We start from the raw sequence: 19,829 nt of genomic DNA, 5'->3' as shown, positions 1-19,829 counted from the left end.
CGGGCGCGGCGGCTGGGCGGCCGGGCGCCGGCCCCGCTTGCGCTCGATCAGCTCCAGCGCGTGGGCGGGCAGCCAGTCCCCGGCCTCGCCGGTGGCGTCGTCCCGGGAGAAGAGGTGCGGGGCGAGCTCGGTCTGGATCTGCGCCGGGGTGGGCCTGCGCTCGGGGGCCTGCTGCATGCAGCGGCGGACCAGGTCCATCAGCTCGGGCGGCATGCCGGTCAGGTCCGGCTCCTCGCGCAGCAGCTGGAACACCGTCTCGACCGGGTTGGTGCCCCGGTAGGGCGGGTGCCCGGTGGCGCAGAAGACCATCAGCGAGCCGAGCGAGAAGACGTCGCTGGCGCCCCGGACGGTGCGGCTGTCCCGGGCCTGCTCGGGGGACATGTAGGCGGGGGTGCCGACCGCGACGTTGGTCATGGTGAGCCGGGTGCTGGAGACCCCGGCCGCGATCCCGAAGTCGATCACCTTCGGGCCGTCCTCGACCACCAGGACGTTGGAGGGCTTGAGGTCGCGGTGGATCAGCCCGGCCGCGTGGATGGACTCCAGGGCCTCGGCGATGCCGGCGACCAGCCAGCGGGTGGCCTCCACCGGCAGCGGGCCGCACTCCTCGACCAGGTCCTCCAGCGAGGGCGCCGGGATGTAGGCGGTGGCCAGCCAGGGCACCCGGGCGTCCGCGTCGGCGTCCACCACCGCCGCCGTGTAGAAGCCGCCGACCGTCTTGGCCGCCGCGATCTCCCGGGCGAAGCGGACCCGGAACAGCTCGTCCTCGGCCAGCTCACCCCGCACGGTCTTGATGGCCACCCGCCGCCCGGCCGCGGAACGCGCCAGGTAGACCAGCCCCATCCCACCCGCGCCGAGCCGCCCCAGCACCTCGAAGGGCCCGATCCGCCTCGGATCGTGCGCCGTCAGCTGGTCCACTCCGCTGCCACCTCCCCGTTGTCCGCACCCGCCGCGTGGTGCCGGACCCGATTCTCCAATGCCGTCCCGCGCATATCCAACCTCCCCCACCCCCTGAAACACGTCGTCCCGGCCCGGAGGACGCCCCGGACAGGCCTCTGACCAGCGAGGACGGAACGACCGGATCCTGACGCCCGCTCCGGGGGCGGCTTGCGCCCGGGGCTCCGGACCGTCCACTTCCGGACGGCACCGCACTCTTCGGTCATCGTCACGCTCTGTCACCCGATCACCCCTCAGCGGACTCGCCGTCACGCTGTGAGATCGCAAGCACACGGGGGGGCTTCAAACAGGGGCTTCGAAGCCCGGTGAATATCCGTCCGAAGTGGTTCATGCCGCTATACCAACCCCCGTGCGGAGTAATAGTCGCATCACCGAATCGCGCCAAGATCGTGCCACGGTAAGCTGACGGCATGACAGGACAAGTTCGCACCGTCGACGGTCGCGTCGCCGGGCGACGCGGACAGGAGACGCGGCAGAAGCTGCTCGACTGCCTCCGCGAGATGCTCAGCACGTCGCCCTATCGGGACGTCAAGGTCATCGACGTCGCCCGTATGGCGGGTACCTCCCCCGCGACCTTCTACCAGTACTTCCCGGATGTCGAGGGCGCTGTCCTCGAAATCGCCGAGGAAATGGCCAAGGACGCCGACCAGCTCAAAGAGCTGGTGGCCGGAAAGTCCTGGGCAGGGAAGTCCGGACCGACCACTTCGGAAGAACTGGTCGACGGATTCCTCGCCTTCTGGCGCAAGAACGACGCCATTCTCCGAGTGGTCACGCTCGGTGCCGCCGAAGGGGACAAGCGGTTCTTCAAGATCCGCATGACGGTCCTCAACGCGGTCGCCAAGCCGCTCGCGGAGGCCGTCAGGGAACTCCAGGCGAAGGGTCAGGCCGACAAGTCGCTCGACCCGAACGCCGTGGCCGGGGCCCTGGTCTCGCTGCTCGCCTCGGCGGCCGAGCACCAGAAGGCCTTCACCTCCTGGGGCGTCAAGGTCAAGGACCTCAAGCCCAACCTCGCTCCCCTGGTGTACCTGGGCGTCACCGGCAAGAAGGCGCCCAAGTAGGACCGTCCACCGACCCACCATCCGCTCCGCGCGCAGCCCCGGCCTCCTGTCCGGGGAACGACGGACGGCGGCCGTGTCCTCGGGGGAGGTCCGCCGACGTACCGCAAGCGCGCCAGACATGCCGCTGGGCGGGCACCCGTGACAGGGTGCCCGCCCAGCGGCGTTGTTCGGGTCCGGACGGCCTCGCGGCGCCCTCGGGCGGCCTTGTGGCGGCCCTCAGGCGGCCTCGTGGCGCCGCCGGGTCGGGGTCAGGGGCAGCGCACGACCTGGCCGGCGTAGGCCAGCCCGCCGCCGAAGCCGAAGAGCAGGACCGGGTCGCCGGGCGAGAGCTCGCCGCGCTCGACCAGTTTGGAGAAGGCCAGCGGGATGGAGGCGGCCGAGGTGTTGCCGGAGTGGACCACGTCCCGGGCCACCACCGCGTCCTCGCCGAGGCCCAGCTTGCCCGCGATCGCGTCGATGATCCGCAGGTTGGCCTGGTGCGGGACGAAGCCCTTCAGCTCGGACGGGGCGATCCCGGCCCGCTCGCAGGCCTGGCGGGCCAGCGGGGCGAGCTGGGTGGTGGCCCAGCGGAAGACCGACTGGCCCTGCTGGCTGATCACCGGGTCCCAGCCGGTGATCACCACGGCGTCGCCCCGCTCGGGCTCGGAGCCCCAGACCACCGGCCCGATGCCGGGCTCGGCGCCCTCCTCCTGGGCCTCGACCACCGCGGCGCCCGCTCCGTCGCCGAAGATCACGCAGGTGGAGCGGTCGGTCCAGTCGAGCGTGTCGGACATCCGCTCGGCGCCGATCACCAGGGCGCGGCGGGCCGAGCCGGCCCGGATCGCGTGGTCGGCGGTGGCCAGGGCGTACGAGAAGCCGGAGCAGACCGTGTTGATGTCGTACGCGGCCGGCGAGCGCACGCCCAGCCGGGCGGCCACGGCGGCGGCGGTGTTGGGGCTGCGCTCGATCGCGGTGCAGGTGGCGACCACGACGAGGTCGATCTCGTCCGCCGTCCGACCGCTGTTGGCGAGCGCCTTCTGCGCGGCCTCGGTGGCGAGGTCGACCAGGGTCTCGTCCTCGGCGATGTGCCGGCTGCGGATGCCGACACGGGTGCGGATCCACTCGTCGTCGGTGTCGACGAGCCCCGCCAGGTCGTCGTTGGTGAGGACCTTGGGGGGCTGGTAGTGGCCGAGTGCCACAATGCGCGAACCGCTCATACTGCCATGGAACCGGGTTACCCGCTGGTCAGCATGGTATGACCGGCGACAGGATCCGCCCCCTCGATCTGTAGGAGGTGGACAAGGGGCCTTGGGGCGCCCGGGTTCCGTGCCCGGCTTCCGCGGACTCCGGGGTCAGAGTGCCAGCGTGGAGGCGTCGCCCATCACGACGACGGGGTGGGCGGCCGGGTCCAGGGTGCGGATCAGCTGGGCCATCTTGTCCTCGGGGATCGACACGCAGCCGTGGGTCGGGCCGTCGTGGTCCACGTGGAGCCAGATGCCGCCGCCCTTCTTGGAGCCCATCGGGCGGCGCGGGTCGAGCGGGGAGTTGCCGGGGACGCGGTTGTAGTTGATCGCGACCACGTAGTCGAAGGAGCCGGCCAGCTGGTCCCCGAAGAAGCCCGTGCCGGAGACCACGAAGCTCGGGTCCTTGTCGTACGGGAGCTTGCTGCCCGGGTCGGCCTTGCGGCCGCCCGCGTCGGTGAGGCTGAAGACGCCGATCGGGCTGCGCAGGTCGCCCTCGTTGTGGTCGGTGGTCCAGCCGCTCTTGCCGTTGTGGCCCTGCCAGGTCTCGCCGGCCAGCCAGCGGCCCTCGGGGGTGCGGGTCCAGAGGGTGACGGCGTTCTTGTCGGTGTTCTTGTCCTGGCCGGAGGCGACCAGCACCTGGGCGGTCTCGGCGGGGATCTGCGCGGTGAACTTCGCGCCGAGGCCGGGTATCGCGGCGACCGAGCTGTCCGTACGGGTCTGGCTGCGGTCGGCGGCGGGGGCCGCGGCCTGCCGGTCGGAGGCGGCCTGGGCGGCCGCGGGGGCCGGGGCGGGGTGGTCGGGCTTGCTGACGCCCTCCGGGCCGGGGCCGTCGGCGGCGGCGATGCCGGGCTTGGCGCCGTCCTGGCCGACGGCGTACCAGCCGGCGGTGGCGGCGACCAGCAGCGCGGTGCCGGCCATCACGGCCTTGCCGTGACGTTTCTGCTTGGCCTTGCGCCGGCGTCCCCGCGCGGCCGTCCGGGAACCCGCCACGGGTGCGGCGGGAGCGGCGGCGAGCACGACGGGCCCGGGCTCGAAGGGGACGGTCTCGGGCGCGGGCACCGGCTGGTACACCGACGCCGCCTCGTAGCCGCCCTCCGGCTCACCCTGGTAGGCCTGGAACGGCTGGTCGTACGCCTCGGAGTAGCCGTCAGGAGTCTGCTGGTACGGCTGGTACACGCCCTGGCCGTACTCCTGCGGAACGGGCTGCCGGTACGCCTCGTGCTCGGGGTACGGCTGCTCGTACGACTGCTGCGGCACCCCGTACACCGGCTCCCGCATCGGCTCGTACGACGGGTACTCGGTGGCGCGATGAGAACCGGACATGCTGTCGATCCTGCCAAACGCCGTACCCGTTGGTAAACCCGGGTCAGGTGCGGAGGCCGTGAAGACAACCGCCGCCCGGGCCGACGAGCGGTCCGGGCGGCGGGGATCTTCGCAGGTCAGAGGCGCATCGCCTGCGGGGTCTCGCGACGCTCCAGGTCGGGGCCGTCGTACTCGCGGATGACCTCGTAGCGGGTGTTGCGCTCCACCGGGCGGAAGCCGGCGTCCCGGATCAGCCCGAGCAGGTCGTCGCGGCCGAGCTTGTTCGGGGTGCCGAAGTTGTCCGCGTCGTGGGTGATCTTGTACTCGACCACCGAGCCGTCCATGTCGTCCGCGCCGTGGCTGAGCGCCAGCTGGGCGGTGGTGACGCCGTGCATCACCCAGAAGACCTTGACGTGCGGGACGTTGTCGAAGAGCAGCCGGGAGACCGCGAAGGTCTTCAGCGCCTCGGCGCCGGTGGCCATCTCCGTGCGGGCCATCAGCTTGTTGCGCACGACGCCGTCCTTGGAGTCGTGGAAGTCGTGCTGGTAGCGCAGCGGGATGAAGACCTGGAAGCCGCCGGTCTCGTCCTGGAGCTCGCGCAGCCGCAGCACGTGGTCCACCCGGTGGCGGGGCTCCTCGATGTGGCCGTACAGCATGGTGGCGGGCGTCTTGAGGCCCTTGCCGTGTGCGAGGCGGTGGATCCGCGACCAGTCCTCCCAGTGGGTGTCGTGGTCGACGATGTGCTGGCGGACCTCCCAGTCGAAGATCTCCGCGCCGCCGCCGGTCAGCGACTCCAGGCCGGCGTCGATCAGCTCGTCCAGGATCTCGTCGGCGGGCAGGCCGCTGATCTTCTCGAACCAGTGGATCTCGGTGGCGGTGAAGGCCTTCAGCGAGACGTTCGGCAGCGCCGCCTTCAGCTCCCGCAGCGAGCGCGGGTAGTAGCGCCACGGCAGCGTCGGGTGCAGCCCGTTGACGATGTGCAGCTCGGTGAGGGAGTCGACCTCCATCGCCTTGGCGAGGCGGACGGCCTCCTCGATGCGCATCGTGTACGCGTCCTTCTCGCCCGGCTTGCGCTGGAACGAGCAGTACGCGCAGGACGCGCTGCACACGTTGGTCATGTTGAGGTGACGGTTGACGTTGAAGTGGACGACGTCGCCGTTCTTCCGCGTCCGCACGTGGTGGGCCAGCCCGCCCAGCCAGGCCAGGTCGTCGCTCTCGTAGAGCGCGATCCCGTCCTCGCGGGTCAGCCGCTCACCCGCGTAGACCTTCGCCTCCAGCTCGCGCTTGAGCCCTGCGTCCATGCGGTGACCCGCCTCCTCCGACATTCGATTCCTTGCCGGAATGAGCGTACGCCTATGCCGAGAGCAGCTCGGCGAGCAGTGTCGGGTCGATGTTGCCTCCGCTGACCACGGCCGCCACCGACTGGCCCCCGGTCTCGGCGGCGCGGTGGAAGTAGGCGGCCGGGGCGACCGCCCCGGAGGGCTCGGCGACGAGCCGGCCGCGGCGGGCCAGCACGGCCACGGTGGCACGGATCTCGTCCTCGGTGACGGTGACGATGTCGTCCACGTAGGCGGCGACGTGCTCGAACGGCAGCACGCCGAGCGACGGGGTGCGCAGCCCGTCCGCGATGGTCCGGTAGGTGTCGGCGACCGGCCACTCGACCCGGCGGCCGGCCCGCAGGCTGGCCCGGGCGTCGGCGGCCAGCTCGGGCTCCACGCCGATCACCCGGATGCCGGGGCGAGTGAGCTTGAGCGCGGCCGCCGTCCCGCCGATCAGGCCGCCGCCGCTGACCGGCACCAGGACGGTGTCCAGGTCGGCCGGGGCGTCCTCGGCGATCTCCAGGCCGACCGTGCCCTGGCCCGCGATGATGAACGGGTCGTCGTACGGGGGCACCCAGACGTAGCCGTGCTTCCCGGCCAGCTCGGCGGGCAGGGTGTCCCGCTCCTCCGGCGCCACCAGGATCACCTCGGCGCCGAACGAGCGGGTGGCCTCCACCTTCACCGCGGGCGAGGTGTCCGGCATCACGATCACGGCCTTGATGCCGAGCTCCCGGGCCGCGTACGCCACCGCCTGCGCGTGGTTGCCGCTGGACTGGGCCACCACGCCCCGGGCGCGCTCGTCCTCGGTGAGCGCGGCCAGCCGGTTGTAGGCGCCGCGGGTCTTGAAGGCCCCGGTCGGCTGGAGGTTCTCGGGCTTCAGCCAGAGCCGCCGCTCCCCCTCGGCCGCCCAGGGGGCGGGAACCAGCGGGGTGCGCACGGCGACCCCCGCGATCCGCTGCCGAGCCGCGCGCAGCTCCTCCAGTCCGACCAGTGCCATACGTCACTCTCCTACAGGAGGAAGTTCACTCACCCGGTTTTCCCACTTGGTGGAGAGTACGACGGTGGTGCGGGTCCGGGCCACGCCCTTCGTGCCCGAGATCCGCTTGACCACCGATTCCAGGCCGGCCACGTCGGCCACCCTGACCTTCAGCATGTAGGAGTCGTCACCGGCGATGAACCAGCAGTCCTCGACCTCGTTGAGGTCCTTCAGCCGGTGCGCGACGTCCTCGTGGTCCGCGGCGTCGGTGAGCTGAAGGCCGATCAGGGCCGTGACGCCGAAGCCGAGCGAGGCCGGGTTGACCGTCGCCCGGTAGCCGGTGATCACCCCGGCCTGCTCCAGGCGGTTGATCCGGTCCGTGACGCTCGGGCCGGAGAGCCCGACCAGCCGGCCCAACTCGGCGTAGGACGCACGGCCGTTCTCCCGGAGCGCCTGGATGAGCTGTCTGTCCACCGTGTCCATATACCGTCCGCGTCCTTCCGAACCTCACCAGACCCACAGATCATTATCCGGATTCAAAGGCGCCGTGCGCCGAACGACCCGGATATCGCAGAGAAGATACTCTCCCGCCCCGGGTCTCCTTACTCCCCCTCAGCCGGTGCGCCCTCGCCGGCGGCCGTCTTGCGGGCGGCCGCCCCCAACTCCCCTTCCCAGCGCAGGTACAGGGAATGCGGCACGTCGACGGCGTCCAGCACCCGTCCGGCCACGAAATCCACGAGTTCGCGCACGGTGGAGCCGCCGGCGTAGAAACCGGGCGAAGCGGGCAGGACGACCGCCCCCTGCGCGTCGAGCTCCACCAGGTGCTTCAACGTCACCCCGTTGAGTGGCGTCTCGCGCACGCAGACGACGAGTGGGCGGCGCTCCTTGAGGGTGACGCTGGCGACGCGCTGCAGCAGGTCCTTGCTCAGGCCGAGCGCGATCCCGGCCACCGCGCCGGTGGTCGCGGGCACCACGAGCATGCCCTTGGCCGGGTAGGAGCCGCTGGACGGGCCGGCCGCGAAGTCCCCGGCGGGCCAGTAGCGGACGTCGTCCAGGCCCTCGTCGCTCCCGAGCCAGGCGGCGAGGTCGGTGCGCCAGTGGGCGTCCCGGAAGGAGATGCCGGTCTCGTCCAGGATGGTGAGCCGGGCGGCGCGGCTGACGACCAGGTCCACCGCCTCGCCGGCGGCCAGCAGCGCGCGGATCACCGAGGCCGCGTACGGCGTCCCCGACGCACCCGAGACCCCGACCACCCACGGCTGACGCTTCGCAGTTCCCATGGGGCAATTCTGTCCCGGCTCCACCCGTGGTTCCGGACCGGGCCGACCGGGAGGGGTCCGGGAGCGCCCGCCCCTGGGAGGATGGGCGCATGGCAGCGACCCTCGTCGACCTCACCCATCAGGTGACCACCGCGATGCCGGTCTACCCCGGCGATCCGGCCGTCCTGCTGGAGCCCGCGCTCACCACGGCCACCGCCGGGGTGAACGTGCTGGCCCTGCACCTCGGCTCGCAGTCCGGGACGCACGTGGACGCGCCGTACCACGTGGACGTCACCTGGCCGACCCTGGACGGGCTGCCGCTGGAGCGGTTCACCGGCCCCGCCGTGGTCGCCGACCTGCGCGGGCTGGAGCCCCGAGCGGCCGTCACCCCCGGGCTGCTGGCGGCCGCGCTGGAGCGGGTCGCGGACTCCGGCGAGGGCACCGTCCTGCTGCTGGCCACCGGCTGGGCCCGGCACTGGGGCACCGACGCCTACCTCGCCCACCCCGCCCTGACCCCGGCCGCCGCCGAGGCGATCGTCGCCGCCGGGGTGCGGACGGTCGGGGTGGACGCGCTCAGCGTCGACCCGACCCCCGACCCGGGCCCGGGCGACCCTGCGGTGGCCGCCCTGCTCGCCGACCTCACCGACGAGCACGACCACGGCACCGCCGACGAGCCCACGCTCGCCGCGCACCGGGTGCTGCTGGGGGCGCCCGGCGGCGGGGTGATCGCCGAGAACCTGACCGACCTGCGGCCGCTGCTGGCGGCCCAGGAGGCCGGCCTGCCGGTGGAGGTCTCGCTGTTCCCGCTGCGGCTGGTCGCGGCGGACGGCGCACCGGTACGGGCGGTGGCCCGGCTGGGCTGAGCCGGACTCTCCGTCCGGGCCGGGGACTTGGTCTAGACCATCCCCCGTCAACGCCAGTACGCTTTCCGGCCATGGCTGAGATCATCGGAGTGATCGAGCGACTCTGGCGCTACCCCGTGAAGTCCACCGGCGGCGAGCGGCTCGACTCCGTCGAGGTGGACGAGCGCGGCCTGGCCGGCGACCGCCTCTACGCCGTCCGCGACGCCGCGGGGAAGCTCGGCTCGGGCAAGAACACCCGCCGCTTCCGCCGGATGGACGGCCTGCTCCGCCTCTCCGCCCGGCTCGGCCACCGGATCGACGGCCCCGAACTGTTCGATCCGCTCGGCCGCCCGGTCGACCGGCCGAACTCCTTCCTGCGCGCCTACCTCCAGCGCGAGGACGTCGAACTCGCCCGCGAGGACGCCGTCTCGCACTTCGACCGGCTGCCGGTCAGCGTGCTCAGCACCGCCACCCTGGACTGGGTCCGCGAGGCCGTCCCCTTCACCGTGGTCGACGAGCGCCGGTTCCGCCCCAACATCGTGCTGCGCACCCCGCCCGGCACCCCGCCGTTCGTCGAGGACGCCTGGCTCGGCCGCCAGGCCTCCGGCGAGACCCCCGGCAGCGCCCAGCTCTCCTTCGTCGCCTCCAGCGAGCGCTGCGCGATGACCGGCGCCCCGCAGCCCGGACTGCCGCACGCCCCCGAGATCCTCAAGGCCGTCGTGCACGCCCACGACGGCCGGCTCGACGCCCTCGCCGAGGTCGCCACCCCGGGCCGCCTGCGGGTCGGCGACCGGCTGCTCCTCGGCTGACCACCGCCCCCGCGTCCGTCACCGCCCTTGCCCGAAGGGCGACTTGACCCTCGCGAACCGGCAGTCGAGGACGAGGCACCGCGGGGTGCCGGTCACGGGTCCTCCTCAGGGGGTGTCGCCGACGCTCCCGGACTCCGCCGCGGGGAGGGCGACCGCGCGCAGGTAGGCCTGGGCGAAGAGTTCCACGGTCTCGTCCGTCGACGGCAGCCCGTCCCCCAGGGCGGGTTCCAGCACCGGCCGCATCAGCGCGTGGTTGAGCAGCGGGCCGATCATCAGCTGGGTCAGCACCGGGGTGGGCAGCGGTCTCAGCCGGCCGGCCCGCACGTGCGGGCGCAGCAGCCGGTCCAGGCCGGCGAGCGCCTGCGGCAGGGTGGCGGCCATCACCCGGGCGGCGGGGCCGTCCGGGCGGCCGAGCAGGTCGGCGAAGACCGCCGGGACGATCCGCGGCTCGTGCACGAAGGCCGCGGCGAAGGTGGCGTGGAGCGCCCGGACGGTCTCCTCCAGGGTCTCCGGCGGGTCGGCGGCGAGGGCCTCCAGGTCGGGCAGCGCGGAGTGCCGCTCGAAGACGGCGGCGAGCAGGCCGTCCCGCCCCTCGAAGACGGTGTGCAGGCTGGGCAGCGAGCAGTCGGCCCGGTCGGCCACGGCGTCCAGGGTGACCCCGGCCAGGCCGCGCTCGGCCACCAGCAGCGCCGCCGCCGCGATCGCGCGTTCGCGCACCGGCGGCCGTCCGCCCGGGTCGACGCCCGCCTCCCGGACGGCCTCGTCCAGCACCGCCCGGGAGCCGCCGAGCCTGCGCAGCAGCGTGCTGCGGGAGATGCCGGCCGTCGCGGCGATCGCCGTGAGCGGGACGTCCGCGACGTCCTGGCCCCGTTCCTTCGCCGCCGTGAGGGCGGCCGTCACCAGCTCCTTCATGTGAAGCATCGTACTACTTGACACCTGGGACGGTTCCAGAGATTCTGTATATGCAGGTTCCACACGGACAGTGATCAATCGAGCACTGAAAGGGGAGAGCCATGAGCGTCGTGATCTCCGGGGGCGGGCCGGCCGGAATGATGCTGGGCCTGATACTGGCGCGCGCCGGTGTCGAGGTGACCGTGCTGGAGAAGCACGGGGACTTCCTGCGCGACTTCCGCGGCGACACCGTCCACGCCTCCACCGTGCGGCTGATGGACGAACTCGGCCTCGGCCGGAAGTTCGCCGCGCTGCCGCAGAGCCGCCTCGGCAACCTGGTGGTGCAGCCGCCCGGCTCCGCCCCCGTCGCGCTGAGCGCCTACGAGCGGCTGCGGCCCCCGTACAACTACATCGCCATGATCCCGCAGTGGGACCTCCTGAACTTCCTGGTCGCGGAGGCCCGGCAGGAGCCCGCCTTCACCCTGCGGATGAACACCGAGGCGACCGGACTGCTCCGGGACGGCGGCCGGGTCACCGGAGTCCGGTACCGCACCCGGGACGGCGAGGAGGGCGAGCTGCGCGCCGACCTCACCGTCGCCGCCGACGGCCGGCACTCCACCCTGCGCCGGGCGGCCGGCCTGGCGGCCCAGGAGTTCCCGGTGCCCTTCGACACCTGGTGGTTCCGGCTGCCCCGGCACCCCCACGAGCAGGCCCAGCCGCCCAGCCTCGTCCCCGGGTTCGGGTCCGGCGACATGGTGCTGAGCTTCGCCCGGACCGACTACTTCCAGATCGCCTACTTCCGCGCCAAGGGCGCCGACCCGCAGCTGCGCGCCGAGGGGATCGAGCGGTTCCGCGAGCGGATCGCCCGGCTGCTGCCCCAGTACGCGGACCGGGTCGACCAACTGGCGAGCCTCGACGACCTGCACCTGCTCGACGTCCGGCTCAACCGGCTGGGCCGCTGGTACACCGACGGGCTGCTGCTGATCGGCGACGCCGCCCACGCGATGTCCCCGGCCGGCGGGGTGGGCATCAACCTCGCCATCCAGGACGCCGTCGCGGCCGCCACCCTGCTCGCCGAACCGCTGCGCCGCGGCCGTCCGACCGTGGCGGCCCTGGCCCGGGTCCAGCACCGCCGGCTGCGGCCGACGGTGATCATGCAGCGGATGCAGCGGGTCCTGCACAGCGTGCTGTTCGAGCCGGTCCTCACCGGCGAGCGGGCCGGCCCGCCCGCCCGGCTGGTGGCCCTCGCCCGGCACGTCCCCGGCTTCCCGGTGCTGCTCTCCCGCCTGATCGCCTTCGGCCCGCTCCCCGAGCACGCACCGGCCTTCGCCCGGCGCGACGCCTGAGCCCCGGCGGGCGGCATCCGCCCCGGATCCCCGCGAACCGTCCGTTCGGACGGGCGGATCGCGGGGAACGACCGTTGGCATGACGATCCCTCACCGCCTGATCGGCACCGGCGACCACCACGTCCTGGTCCTGCACGACTGGTTCGGCACCAGCGCGGGCTGGGGCCCGTTCCTCGACTACCTCGACGGCAAGGCCTTCGGCTACGCCTTCCTCGACTACCGCGGCTACGGGCTGCGCAAGGGCGTCACCGGCGCGTACACGCTCGCCGAGATCGCCTCCGACGCGCTCGCCCTGGCCGACCAGCTCGGCTGGGACCGCTTCTCGCTGGTCGGCCACTCCATGGGCGGCAAGGCGGCCCAGCAGGTGCTCGCCGAGGCGCCGCTGCGGGTGCGCAAGCTGGTCGGCCTGGCCCCGGTGCCGGCCGGGGAGTACCCGATGGACCCGGCGGGCGAGGCCCTGTTCTACGGCGCGGCCGAGGACCGGGAGAAGCGCTTCGCGATCCTCGACCTGGTCACCGGGCAGCGGGCCGGCCGGGTCTGGCTCGACCGCATGGTCGACCAGTCCCTGCGGCAGTCCACCCCCGAGGCCTTCGGCCGCTACGTCCACGACTGGACGACGGCCGACCTGCGGCGCCGGATCGACGGCAACCCGGTGCCGGTCAAGGTGATCGTCGGCGAGCACGACCTCGCCCTCACCGCCGAGGTGATGCGCGGCACCTTCCTCGCCCACTACCCCAACGCCGAGCTGGAGGAACTCGCCGGCAGCGGGCACTACCCGATGTACGAGGCGCCGGTGGCCCTGGCGACGGCGCTGGAGGGCTTCCTGCACAACTGAGGCCGGCCCTGCCGGGGCCTCCGTATGATCCGACGATCATGACTGATCACGAGCTCTGGCACCGTCTGGACCGCATCCGCCACGAACGCGGGCTCCTCACCCCCGGCGAGCTGGTGCTGCTCGCCGACCGGGGCGTGGCCGTCCTCGACCCGTTCTCCGTACTGGTCGCGCGGCGGGTGACGCTGTCGGCGGAGACCGTCCTGTACCCGGGCGCGACCGTCGAGTGCGACGCGGACAGCGACTGCGCGATCGGCCCGGGCACCGTCCTGTACGGCGGCGCCCGGATCGTCGCGACCGGCGGCGGGCGGATCACCGTCGGACGCCGCGCGCGGATCGGCGAGGGCGGCGCCGTGGTCAGGGCCGGGGCGGGCGAGGCCATCGAGCTCGGGGACGAGGCCAGGATCGCCAACGGCGCCGAGCTGACGGGCCGTTGCCGCCTCGGCGCCGGCGCCCAGGTCCTCGGCCCGATCTCCGCCCGCGCGGTCGAGCTCGCCGCCGGCCGCCCGTACACCCACCCCGACCCGGACGGTCGCGGCGGCGTCCTCAAGGGCCACGGCCGGGCCCGGGGCACCCGGGTCGGCGTCGGCGAGGTCGTCAACGGCAACGGCGACTTCGCCGCCGCCCCGGTCGAACGCCAGCGGACCTACCACCCGGACGCCCCCCACCTGGGCGACTGACCCCGCAGCGCCTCCGGACCCGTACCCCGCACCGCGGGGCCGAGGAGGGCGGCGGCCGCCCAGAGCGCGAAGCATCAGGGGGCGTGCGGGAGTTGGCGCGCGCCGCGGGGTAGACGCTGGCGCATGGACCCGAGACCCGTGCGCATTGGGCGTCTCATCCTTCTCGCTTACGTTCGATGCATGACAGATGAGCGAGTTGACGACACGTCGCCGGTGCTGGTGATCGGCGTCTCCGGAGCGGTCGGGCGGCACGTCGGGCTGCAGCTCGCGGCGGCCGGCGTGCGGGTGCGGACGCTGCCCCAGCGGGAGCTGCGCGACCCGGCATCGCTGGAGGCCGCGGTGCAGGGCGCCGGCGCGGTGCTGCTGGGGTGGCCGTTCCCGACGGCGGACGGGGCCACGGAGGCCGTCGGCGTGCTGGCCCGGGAGGTCGGGCGGGTGGTGTTCCTGTCCTCGGCCGTCCCCGGCCGGCCGGAGGGCGGGATCGAGGCGCTGCTCGCCGGCAGCGGGGTGCGGCACACGGTGCTGCGGGCGCACGGCTTCGCCGCCGCGCTGCAGTGGGCGGAGGAGATCAGGGCAGGGGGCACGGTGCGGGGCTACGGCGGCGCGGCCGGGCTGAACCCGGTGGACGAGCGGGACGTCGCGGCGGTGGCCGTCCGGGCCCTGGTGGAGGACGGCCACGACGGCGCCCGGTACGTCCTCACCGGCCCGGAGTCGCCGACCCAGGCGGAGCAGGTGGAGATCATCGGCGCGGCCGCGGGCCGCCCGGCCAGCTGGCAGGAGGTCTCCCGCGAGACCGCCCGCCACCGGTTGTCCGCCGCCGGCCGCCCGTCGGCCGCCGTCGACGGCGCCCTGGACCTCGTCCACGCCCGCCTCACCGCCCCCGAGCCGGCCACCAGCACCGTCCAGGACGTCACCGGCCACCCGGCCCGCAGCTTCCACGCCTGGGCGAGGGACCACGCGGCCCTGTTCCGCTGAGCCGGTCCACGAGCGGCGGGCGGGCCCGGACGAGGCGGGAGGAGCGCCCCGTGAGCCCGCCGGCGGACGCGCGGATCAGATCCCGAGCCCCCGGACGACCAGGTCCACCAGCGCGAAGAAGAACAGCGAGATCCCCACGAAGCTGTTGGTCTGGAAGAACGCCCGGTTGAGCTTCGACAGGTCGTTCGGCCGCACGATGGTGTGCTCGTACACGAAGGCCCCCGCGACGACCACGAGGCCGATCCAGAACGCCGCTCCGGCGTCCGTCAGGAGCGCGAACCAGCCCAGCAGGAGCGTCGTCAGGACGTGGCACACCCGCGCGCCCCGGATGGCCGCCGGCACGCCGTACCGCGCGGGCACCGAACGGACCCCGTGCTCGCGGTCGGACTCGACGTCCTGGCAGGCGTAAACGAGGTCGAAGCCGCCGATCCAGATGCCGACGGCCACGCCCAGCACGACCGCCTCCCACGACCAGCTGCCCGTGACCGCGAGCCAGGCGCCGACCGGCCCCATCGCCTGGGCGATGCCGAGGATCGCCTGCGGGAAGTTCGTGAACCGCTTGCCGTACGGGTAGACCACCATCGGCACCACGGCGACCGGCGCGAGCGCCAGGCAGAGCGGGTTGAGCATCGCGGCCGCGCCGAGGAAGACCACCAGCGCGACGGCCGAGCCGACGTACGCGGTCTTCAAGGACACCGCTCCGGTGACCAGTTCACGCGTGGCCGTGCGCGGGTTGCGGGCGTCGATCTCCCGGTCGATGATCCGGTTCGCCGCCATGGCGAAGGTGCGCAGCCCCACCATGCACACGGTGACGACGAACAGCTCGCCCCAGTGCACCCGCTTGTCCGCGAGGAACATGGCCGTCAGCGCGGCGATGTACGCGAACGGGAGCGCGAAGACCGAGTGCTCGATCATCACCAGGCGGAGGAACGCCCTGGTGCGCCCCGGCGTCTCGACAGCGGCCGTGCTCACAGTCCGTATTCCTTCCAGCGACGCGACACCAGTTCGGCGGTGGCCGGGTCGGAGGACACCATCTCCGGCCAGCCGCCGTCCCGGGTGTACCCCTCCTCCGGCAGCTTGCGGGTCGCGTCGATGCCCGCCTTGCCGCCCCAGAACTGCTGGTACGAGGCGTGGTCCAGGTGGTCCACCGGGCCTTCGACCACGGTCAGGTCCCGGCTGTAGTCGACGTTGCCGAAGGCCCGCCAGGCGACCTCCTGGTAGTCGTGCACGTCGCAGTCGGCGTCCACCACGATGATCAGCTTGGTCAGCGACATCATGTGCGCGCCCCAGATCGCGTGCATCGTCTTCTGGGCGTGCTTGGGGTACTTCTTGTCGATCGAGACGATCACGCAGTTGTGGAAGCCGCCGGCCTCGGGCAGGTCGTAGTCGACGATGTCCGGGATGATGATCTTCAGCAGCGGCAGGAAGAACCGCTCGGTGAACTTGCCCAGCGGGCCGTCCTCCGTCGGCGGGCGGCCGACCACGATGGACTGGAGGATCGGACGGCGGCGCATCGTCACGCAGTCGATCTTCAGCGCCGGGAACGGCTCCTGCGGGGTGTAGAAGCCGGTGTGGTCGCCGAACGGGCCCTCGGGCAGCATCTCGCCGGGCTCCAGCCAGCCCTCCAGGACCACCTCGGCGTCGGCCGGGACCTGGAGCGGCACCGTCTTGCAGTCGACCATCCGGACCCGCTCCCCGGCGACGAAGCCGGCGAAGAGGTACTCGTCGATGTCCCCGGGCAGCGGCGCGGTGGCCGCGTAGGTGACGGCCGGGGGGCAGCCGAAGGCGATCGCGACCGGGAGGCGCTCACCGCGCTTGGCCGCCACCGCGGCGTGGTTGCGGCTGTCCTTGTGGATCTGCCAGTGCATGCCGATGGTGCGGCGGTCGTGCCGCTGGAGCCGGTAGAGGCCCAGGTTACGGATGCCGCTGTCCGGGTCCTTGGTGTGGGTCAGGCCCAGGTTGAAGAAGGAGCCGCCGTCCTGCGGCCAGGTGAAGAGCGCGGGCAGGTCGTCCAGGTCGACGTCGTCGCCGGTGAGCACGACCTCCTGCACCGGGGCGTCACCCGGCTTCACGTGCCGGGGCGGGACGTGCGCCATCGAGGCGAGCTTGCCGAAGGCGTCCCGGAAGCCGGTGAAGCCCTGCGGCAGCTCGGGCTTGAGCAGGCCGGCGATCTTCTCGGAGATGTCGTCCGGGCCCTTGAGGCCGAGCGCCTTGGCCAGCCGCCGCTCGGTGCCGAAGACGTTCATCGCCAGGGGCATCGACGAGCCCTTGACGTTCTCGAAGAGCAGCGCCGGGCCCTTGGCCTTCTGCACCCGGTCGACGATCTCGCCGATCTCCAGGTGCGGGTCCACCTCCGCCTTGATGCGCTTGAGGTCGCCCTCACGGTCGAGGGCCCGGAGAAACGAGCGGAGATCGTCGTATGCCATGCCTGTCAGTATCCGCCACCCGATAGCCTGGCCGGGTCAAGGGCCCCTGGAAGGCGCCCGCCACCATCGCCGCCCGGGGGGAGATCCCAGCCGTGCCGAGGATTCTTCTGACCATCATCCTTCCGCTCGCGCTCTGGGTCTGGGCGTTCGTGGACTGCCTGACCACGCCCGAGGACGAGGTGAAGCACCTGCCCAAGGTGGTCTGGGTGCTGATCGTGCTGCTCTTCCCGCCGCTGGGCCCGATCGCCTGGCTGATCGCCGGCAAGCAGCGCGGCTTCCTGCGGGCCGCGCCCGCCGGGGCCCACCCGGGGTACCCGGCCGACGACCGGGCGGGCCGTCCCGCCGCGCGCGGCGGGCGCCCGCTGGCGCCGGACGACGACCCCGAGTTCCTCGCCTCGTTGAAGAAGGACGACAAAGACCACGAGTCCATGCTCAAGCAGTGGGAGGCCGATCTGCGCCGTCGCGAGCGGGAGCTGCGCGACCGCGACGAGCCCGAGGACGGCAGGAAGAGCTGATCGGAGCGGGTCCGCCCGCTCGCCCGGACAGCCCACCCCCACCGTGCGGGGTGGGCTGCGGCATTTTTGGTGCTTCCCTACGACTGCGCAACCCCTAACCCGGACGGCGACCCCCTGCCCGCCGGGCTTGAGCGGACCTTGAGCGGAGCCCAAGAGGACCGGCCTACAGTACTGGGAGACGGCCCTGACCTGCGCTTTCCTTCATGCTCAGATCATCGGACCATCATCTGTCCGACAACCCCCGGTATCCGAATGAACACCGAGCGCTCAGTCAACGATCCGACCGCTTCTGTCCAGGCCTGACAGCTAAACGAACTCGACCTTGTACGGAATCGACGCCGAAACCAGCGCACGGCCCCTCGTACAGTCATAAGTGAAGAAAGTGATTCGCAGCCGGGGGCACAGCAGACGTTGGCTGTCGGACAGTTCCCTCACCCTTGGAGTGGTTCGAGATGACGGTTGTGCATGAGGCGCCGGTCGACGGCGAGGTCCCCGAGGTCCCGGCCGACGCCCGCGGGCGGGTCGCCGAGCTGCACGAGCTGCGCGAGAAGGTCCGCCGCGGCCCCAGCGACAAGGCCACCGAGGCCCAGCACGCCAAGGGCAAGCTGACCGCGCGCGAGCGCATCGAGCTGCTGCTGGACGAGGGCTCCTTCCAGGAGGTCGAGCCGTTTCGCCGGCACCGCGCCCAGGGCTTCGGCCTGGAGGCCAAGAAGCCGCACACCGACGGCGTGATCGTCGGCTGGGGCACCGTCCACGGGCGCACCGTCTTCACGTACGCGCACGACTTCCGGATCTTCGGCGGCGCGCTGGGCGAGGCCCACGCCCAGAAGATCCACAAGATCATGGACATGGCCATCGCGGCCGGTGCCCCGCTGGTCTCGCTGAACGACGGCGCCGGCGCCCGCATCCAGGAGGGCGTCACCGCCCTGGCCGGCTACGGCGGCATCTTCCAGCGCAACACCAAGGCGTCCGGCGTCATCCCGCAGATCTCGGTGATGCTCGGCCCGTGCGCCGGCGGCGCCGCGTACTCCCCCGCGCTGACCGACTTCGTCTTCATGGTCCGCGAGACCTCGCAGATGTTCATCACCGGCCCGGACGTGGTCCAGGCGGTCACCGGCGAGAAGATCAGCCAGAACGGCCTCGGCGGCGCCGACGTGCACGCCGGCGTCTCCGGCGTCTCGCACTTCGTCTACGACGACGAGCAGTCCTGCATCGAGGAGGTCCGCTACCTCCTGTCGCTGCTGCCGCAGAACAACCGCGAGATGCCGCCGTCCGTGGTGACCGAGGACCCGGTCCAGCGCCGCAACGACAGCCTGCTGGACCTGGTGCCCGCCGACGGCAACCGCCCGTACGACATGCGCAAGGTGATCGAGGAGATCGTCGACCACGGCGAGTACCTGGAGGTCCACGAGCGCTGGGCCACCAACGTGCTCTGCGTGCTCGCCCGGATCGACGGCCACGTCGTCGGCATCATCGCCAACCAGCCGCAGTCGCTGGCCGGCGTGCTGGACATCAACGCGAGCGAGAAGGCCGCCCGCTTCGTCCAGATGTGCGACGCCTTCAACATCCCGCTGGTCACCCTGCTCGACGTCCCCGGCTTCCTGCCCGGCGTCGACCAGGAGCACGGCGGCATCATCCGCCACGGCGCCAAGCTGCTGTACGCGTACTGCAACGCCACCGTGCCGCGCATCTCGCTGATCCTGCGCAAGGCCTACGGCGGCGCGTACATCGTGATGGACTCCCGCTCGATCGGCGCCGACCTGTCGTACGCCTGGCCGACCAACGAGATCGCCGTGATGGGCGCCGAGGGCGCGGCCAACGTCATCTTCCGGCGCGAGATCAACGCCGCCGAGGACCCGGACGCGATGCGCGCCCAGAAGATCAAGGAATACAAGAACGAGCTGATGCACCCGTACTACGCGGCCGAGCGCGGCCTCGTGGACGACGTCATCGACCCGGCCGAGACCCGCCAGGTGATCGCTTCCGCCCTGGCCATGCTCCGCACCAAGCACGCCGACCTGCCCAGCCGCAAGCACGGCAACCCGCCGATGTAGTGGCGCGCACCGCCGCGACAGCCCGCACCGCAGCAGCAGCCCGCACCGACGCGCCACCACCTCAGACCGCAGCCACCCGGGGGAGAAACCAGGACATGACCGCTTCCGCCGAACCCCTCGTCCGCATCGTCCGCGGCAGCCTCACCGACGAGGAACTCGCCGCCCTGACCGCCGTCCTCGCCGCGCGCGCCGCCGTCGCGCAGCAGGCCGCCGCCGCCGCGCCGATCGAGCCGATCGCCAACTGGCAGCGCCTGGAGCGCCGCCCGGCGTACTACTCGCCGTTCAGCTGGCAGCAGGCGGCCTGACGGCCCACGGCCCGTGCCGACGGCCGGTCACCCCGCTCGGGTGACCGGCCGTCCGGCGTTGCCCGG

The 19,829-nt window shown here is 72.6% G+C and carries 20 protein-coding genes; 10 read left to right on the top strand and 10 right to left on the bottom strand.

Annotated features, from left to right (window positions below; translation table 11 throughout):
• Positions 1 to 915: serine/threonine-protein kinase (locus tag AE652_RS13375; protein WP_049651547.1), on the bottom strand; the 915-nt coding region annotated here is incomplete at its 3' end.
• Positions 916 to 1,364: 449 nt separating this feature from the next.
• On the opposite strand from AE652_RS13375, the gene AE652_RS13370 reads away from it, so the two are divergent.
• On the top strand, positions 1,365 to 2,012 hold the full coding sequence (locus AE652_RS13370; protein WP_049651546.1) for a TetR family transcriptional regulator: 648 nt from the start codon (positions 1,365 to 1,367) through the stop codon (positions 2,010 to 2,012).
• Between the two features lie 248 nt (positions 2,013 to 2,260).
• On the opposite strand, the gene AE652_RS13365 is transcribed toward AE652_RS13370, so the two are convergent.
• From AE652_RS13365 to AE652_RS13340, 6 genes are all read right to left on the bottom strand, one after another.
• Entirely contained in the window at positions 2,261 to 3,208 is a 948-nt protein-coding gene (locus tag AE652_RS13365; protein ID WP_049651545.1) for a beta-ketoacyl-ACP synthase III, read from the bottom strand.
• Positions 3,209 to 3,343: 135 nt separating this feature from the next.
• Entirely contained in the window at positions 3,344 to 4,558 is a 1,215-nt protein-coding gene (locus AE652_RS13360; protein WP_234348366.1) for a L,D-transpeptidase family protein, read from the bottom strand.
• A 116-nt stretch (positions 4,559 to 4,674) separates the two neighbouring features.
• Positions 4,675 to 5,838: an aminofutalosine synthase MqnE gene (gene mqnE, locus AE652_RS13355; RefSeq protein ID WP_049651548.1), complete on the bottom strand. Its 1,164-nt coding sequence runs from the start codon at positions 5,836 to 5,838 to the stop codon at positions 4,675 to 4,677.
• A gap of 52 nt (positions 5,839 to 5,890) precedes the next feature.
• Positions 5,891 to 6,853 carry a threonine/serine dehydratase gene (locus AE652_RS13350; protein WP_049651544.1) on the bottom strand — a complete coding sequence of 321 codons (963 nt, stop codon included), beginning with the start codon at positions 6,851 to 6,853 and terminating at the stop codon, positions 5,891 to 5,893.
• Positions 6,854 to 6,856: 3 nt separating this feature from the next.
• On the bottom strand, positions 6,857 to 7,315 hold the full coding sequence (locus tag AE652_RS13345; protein WP_049651543.1) for an Lrp/AsnC family transcriptional regulator: 459 nt from the start codon (positions 7,313 to 7,315) through the stop codon (positions 6,857 to 6,859).
• A 119-nt stretch (positions 7,316 to 7,434) separates the two neighbouring features.
• Positions 7,435 to 8,109, bottom strand: a complete 675-nt coding sequence (locus AE652_RS13340; RefSeq protein ID WP_049651542.1) for a UbiX family flavin prenyltransferase — start codon at positions 8,107 to 8,109, stop codon at positions 7,435 to 7,437.
• Between the two features lie 89 nt (positions 8,110 to 8,198).
• Here AE652_RS13340 and AE652_RS13335 point away from each other — a divergent pair, with 89 nt between their 5' ends.
• Together AE652_RS13335 and AE652_RS13330 are read left to right on the top strand one after the other, a co-directional pair.
• Positions 8,199 to 8,951 (top strand): cyclase family protein, encoded by a 753-nt coding sequence (locus AE652_RS13335; protein WP_049651541.1) that lies wholly within the window; start codon positions 8,199 to 8,201, stop codon positions 8,949 to 8,951.
• A 71-nt stretch (positions 8,952 to 9,022) separates the two neighbouring features.
• Positions 9,023 to 9,739, top strand: coding sequence for an MOSC domain-containing protein (locus AE652_RS13330; protein ID WP_049651540.1), 717 nt, complete (start codon positions 9,023 to 9,025; stop codon positions 9,737 to 9,739).
• A 105-nt stretch (positions 9,740 to 9,844) separates the two neighbouring features.
• Here the strand turns inward: AE652_RS13330 and AE652_RS13325 are convergent, their stop codons facing one another.
• A complete protein-coding gene (locus tag AE652_RS13325; protein WP_049651539.1) occupies positions 9,845 to 10,651 on the bottom strand; it encodes a TetR/AcrR family transcriptional regulator in 807 nt (268 codons plus the stop codon).
• Positions 10,652 to 10,752: 101 nt separating this feature from the next.
• Here AE652_RS13325 and AE652_RS13320 point away from each other — a divergent pair, with 101 nt between their 5' ends.
• The 4 genes from AE652_RS13320 to AE652_RS13305 all read left to right on the top strand — a co-directional run bounded on the left by AE652_RS13320 (position 10,753) and on the right by AE652_RS13305 (position 14,463).
• Positions 10,753 to 11,976: an FAD-dependent oxidoreductase gene (locus AE652_RS13320; RefSeq protein WP_049651538.1), complete on the top strand. Its 1,224-nt coding sequence runs from the start codon at positions 10,753 to 10,755 to the stop codon at positions 11,974 to 11,976.
• A 79-nt stretch (positions 11,977 to 12,055) separates the two neighbouring features.
• A complete protein-coding gene (locus AE652_RS13315; RefSeq protein WP_049651537.1) occupies positions 12,056 to 12,811 on the top strand; it encodes an alpha/beta fold hydrolase in 756 nt (251 codons plus the stop codon).
• A 38-nt stretch (positions 12,812 to 12,849) separates the two neighbouring features.
• On the top strand, positions 12,850 to 13,488 hold the full coding sequence (locus tag AE652_RS13310) for a hypothetical protein (RefSeq protein ID WP_049651536.1): 639 nt from the start codon (positions 12,850 to 12,852) through the stop codon (positions 13,486 to 13,488).
• A gap of 180 nt (positions 13,489 to 13,668) precedes the next feature.
• Complete coding sequence (locus tag AE652_RS13305; protein WP_234348365.1) at positions 13,669 to 14,463, top strand: hypothetical protein; 795 nt, start codon at positions 13,669 to 13,671, stop codon at positions 14,461 to 14,463.
• A gap of 75 nt (positions 14,464 to 14,538) precedes the next feature.
• Here AE652_RS13305 and mqnP read toward each other — a convergent pair whose 3' ends face one another.
• Positions 14,539 to 15,435, bottom strand: a complete 897-nt coding sequence (gene mqnP, locus AE652_RS13300) for a menaquinone biosynthesis prenyltransferase MqnP (protein WP_369808292.1) — start codon at positions 15,433 to 15,435, stop codon at positions 14,539 to 14,541.
• Positions 15,432 to 16,889, bottom strand: coding sequence for a menaquinone biosynthesis decarboxylase (locus AE652_RS13295; RefSeq protein ID WP_049651533.1), 1,458 nt, complete (start codon positions 16,887 to 16,889; stop codon positions 15,432 to 15,434). The genes mqnP and AE652_RS13295 overlap by 4 nt, the downstream gene beginning before the upstream one ends.
• Positions 16,890 to 16,981: 92 nt before the next feature.
• On the opposite strand from AE652_RS13295, the gene AE652_RS13290 reads away from it, so the two are divergent.
• From AE652_RS13290 to AE652_RS13280, 3 genes are all read left to right on the top strand, one after another.
• Entirely contained in the window at positions 16,982 to 17,404 is a 423-nt protein-coding gene (locus AE652_RS13290; RefSeq protein WP_049651532.1) for a PLD nuclease N-terminal domain-containing protein, read from the top strand.
• A gap of 452 nt (positions 17,405 to 17,856) precedes the next feature.
• On the top strand, positions 17,857 to 19,458 hold the full coding sequence (locus tag AE652_RS13285; RefSeq protein WP_049651531.1) for an acyl-CoA carboxylase subunit beta: 1,602 nt from the start codon (positions 17,857 to 17,859) through the stop codon (positions 19,456 to 19,458).
• A 95-nt stretch (positions 19,459 to 19,553) separates the two neighbouring features.
• The gene (locus tag AE652_RS13280) at positions 19,554 to 19,763 is read left to right on the top strand and encodes an acyl-CoA carboxylase epsilon subunit (protein WP_049651530.1); all 210 of its coding nucleotides are present in this window, start codon (positions 19,554 to 19,556) and stop codon (positions 19,761 to 19,763) included.
• Positions 19,764 to 19,829 lie beyond the last annotated feature (66 nt).

Source organism: Kitasatospora sp. MY 5-36, from assembly GCF_001182915.1.
Taxonomy (GTDB): Bacteria; Actinomycetota; Actinomycetes; order Streptomycetales; family Streptomycetaceae; genus Kitasatospora.
The sequence above is the reverse complement of the archived record's forward strand: the minus strand, read 5'-3'. Positions and strand labels throughout refer to the sequence as shown.

Excerpts from the sequence above, each read along its gene's own strand:
- AE652_RS13330 (WP_049651540.1), top strand. The coding sequence starts at position 9,023 with ATGGCTGAGATCATCGGAGTGATCGAGCGACTCTGGCGCTACCCCGTG.
- mqnE (WP_049651548.1), bottom strand. The coding sequence starts at position 5,838 with ATGGACGCAGGGCTCAAGCGCGAGCTGGAGGCGAAGGTCTACGCGGGT.
- AE652_RS13340 (WP_049651542.1), bottom strand. The coding sequence starts at position 8,109 with ATGGGAACTGCGAAGCGTCAGCCGTGGGTGGTCGGGGTCTCGGGTGCG.
- AE652_RS13295 (WP_049651533.1), bottom strand. The coding sequence starts at position 16,889 with ATGGCATACGACGATCTCCGCTCGTTTCTCCGGGCCCTCGACCGTGAG.
- AE652_RS13335 (WP_049651541.1), top strand. The coding sequence starts at position 8,199 with ATGGCAGCGACCCTCGTCGACCTCACCCATCAGGTGACCACCGCGATG.
- AE652_RS13350 (WP_049651544.1), bottom strand. The coding sequence starts at position 6,853 with ATGGCACTGGTCGGACTGGAGGAGCTGCGCGCGGCTCGGCAGCGGATC.
- AE652_RS13310 (WP_049651536.1), top strand. The coding sequence starts at position 12,850 with ATGACTGATCACGAGCTCTGGCACCGTCTGGACCGCATCCGCCACGAA.
- AE652_RS13280 (WP_049651530.1), top strand. The coding sequence starts at position 19,554 with ATGACCGCTTCCGCCGAACCCCTCGTCCGCATCGTCCGCGGCAGCCTC.
- AE652_RS13345 (WP_049651543.1), bottom strand. The coding sequence starts at position 7,315 with ATGGACACGGTGGACAGACAGCTCATCCAGGCGCTCCGGGAGAACGGC.
- AE652_RS13370 (WP_049651546.1), top strand. The coding sequence starts at position 1,365 with ATGACAGGACAAGTTCGCACCGTCGACGGTCGCGTCGCCGGGCGACGC.
- AE652_RS13285 (WP_049651531.1), top strand. The coding sequence starts at position 17,857 with ATGACGGTTGTGCATGAGGCGCCGGTCGACGGCGAGGTCCCCGAGGTC.
- AE652_RS13305 (WP_234348365.1), top strand. The coding sequence starts at position 13,669 with ATGACAGATGAGCGAGTTGACGACACGTCGCCGGTGCTGGTGATCGGC.
- AE652_RS13315 (WP_049651537.1), top strand. The coding sequence starts at position 12,056 with ATGACGATCCCTCACCGCCTGATCGGCACCGGCGACCACCACGTCCTG.
- AE652_RS13325 (WP_049651539.1), bottom strand. The coding sequence starts at position 10,651 with ATGAAGGAGCTGGTGACGGCCGCCCTCACGGCGGCGAAGGAACGGGGC.
- AE652_RS13320 (WP_049651538.1), top strand. The coding sequence starts at position 10,753 with ATGAGCGTCGTGATCTCCGGGGGCGGGCCGGCCGGAATGATGCTGGGC.
- AE652_RS13365 (WP_049651545.1), bottom strand. The coding sequence starts at position 3,208 with ATGAGCGGTTCGCGCATTGTGGCACTCGGCCACTACCAGCCCCCCAAG.
- AE652_RS13360 (WP_234348366.1), bottom strand. The coding sequence starts at position 4,558 with ATGTCCGGTTCTCATCGCGCCACCGAGTACCCGTCGTACGAGCCGATG.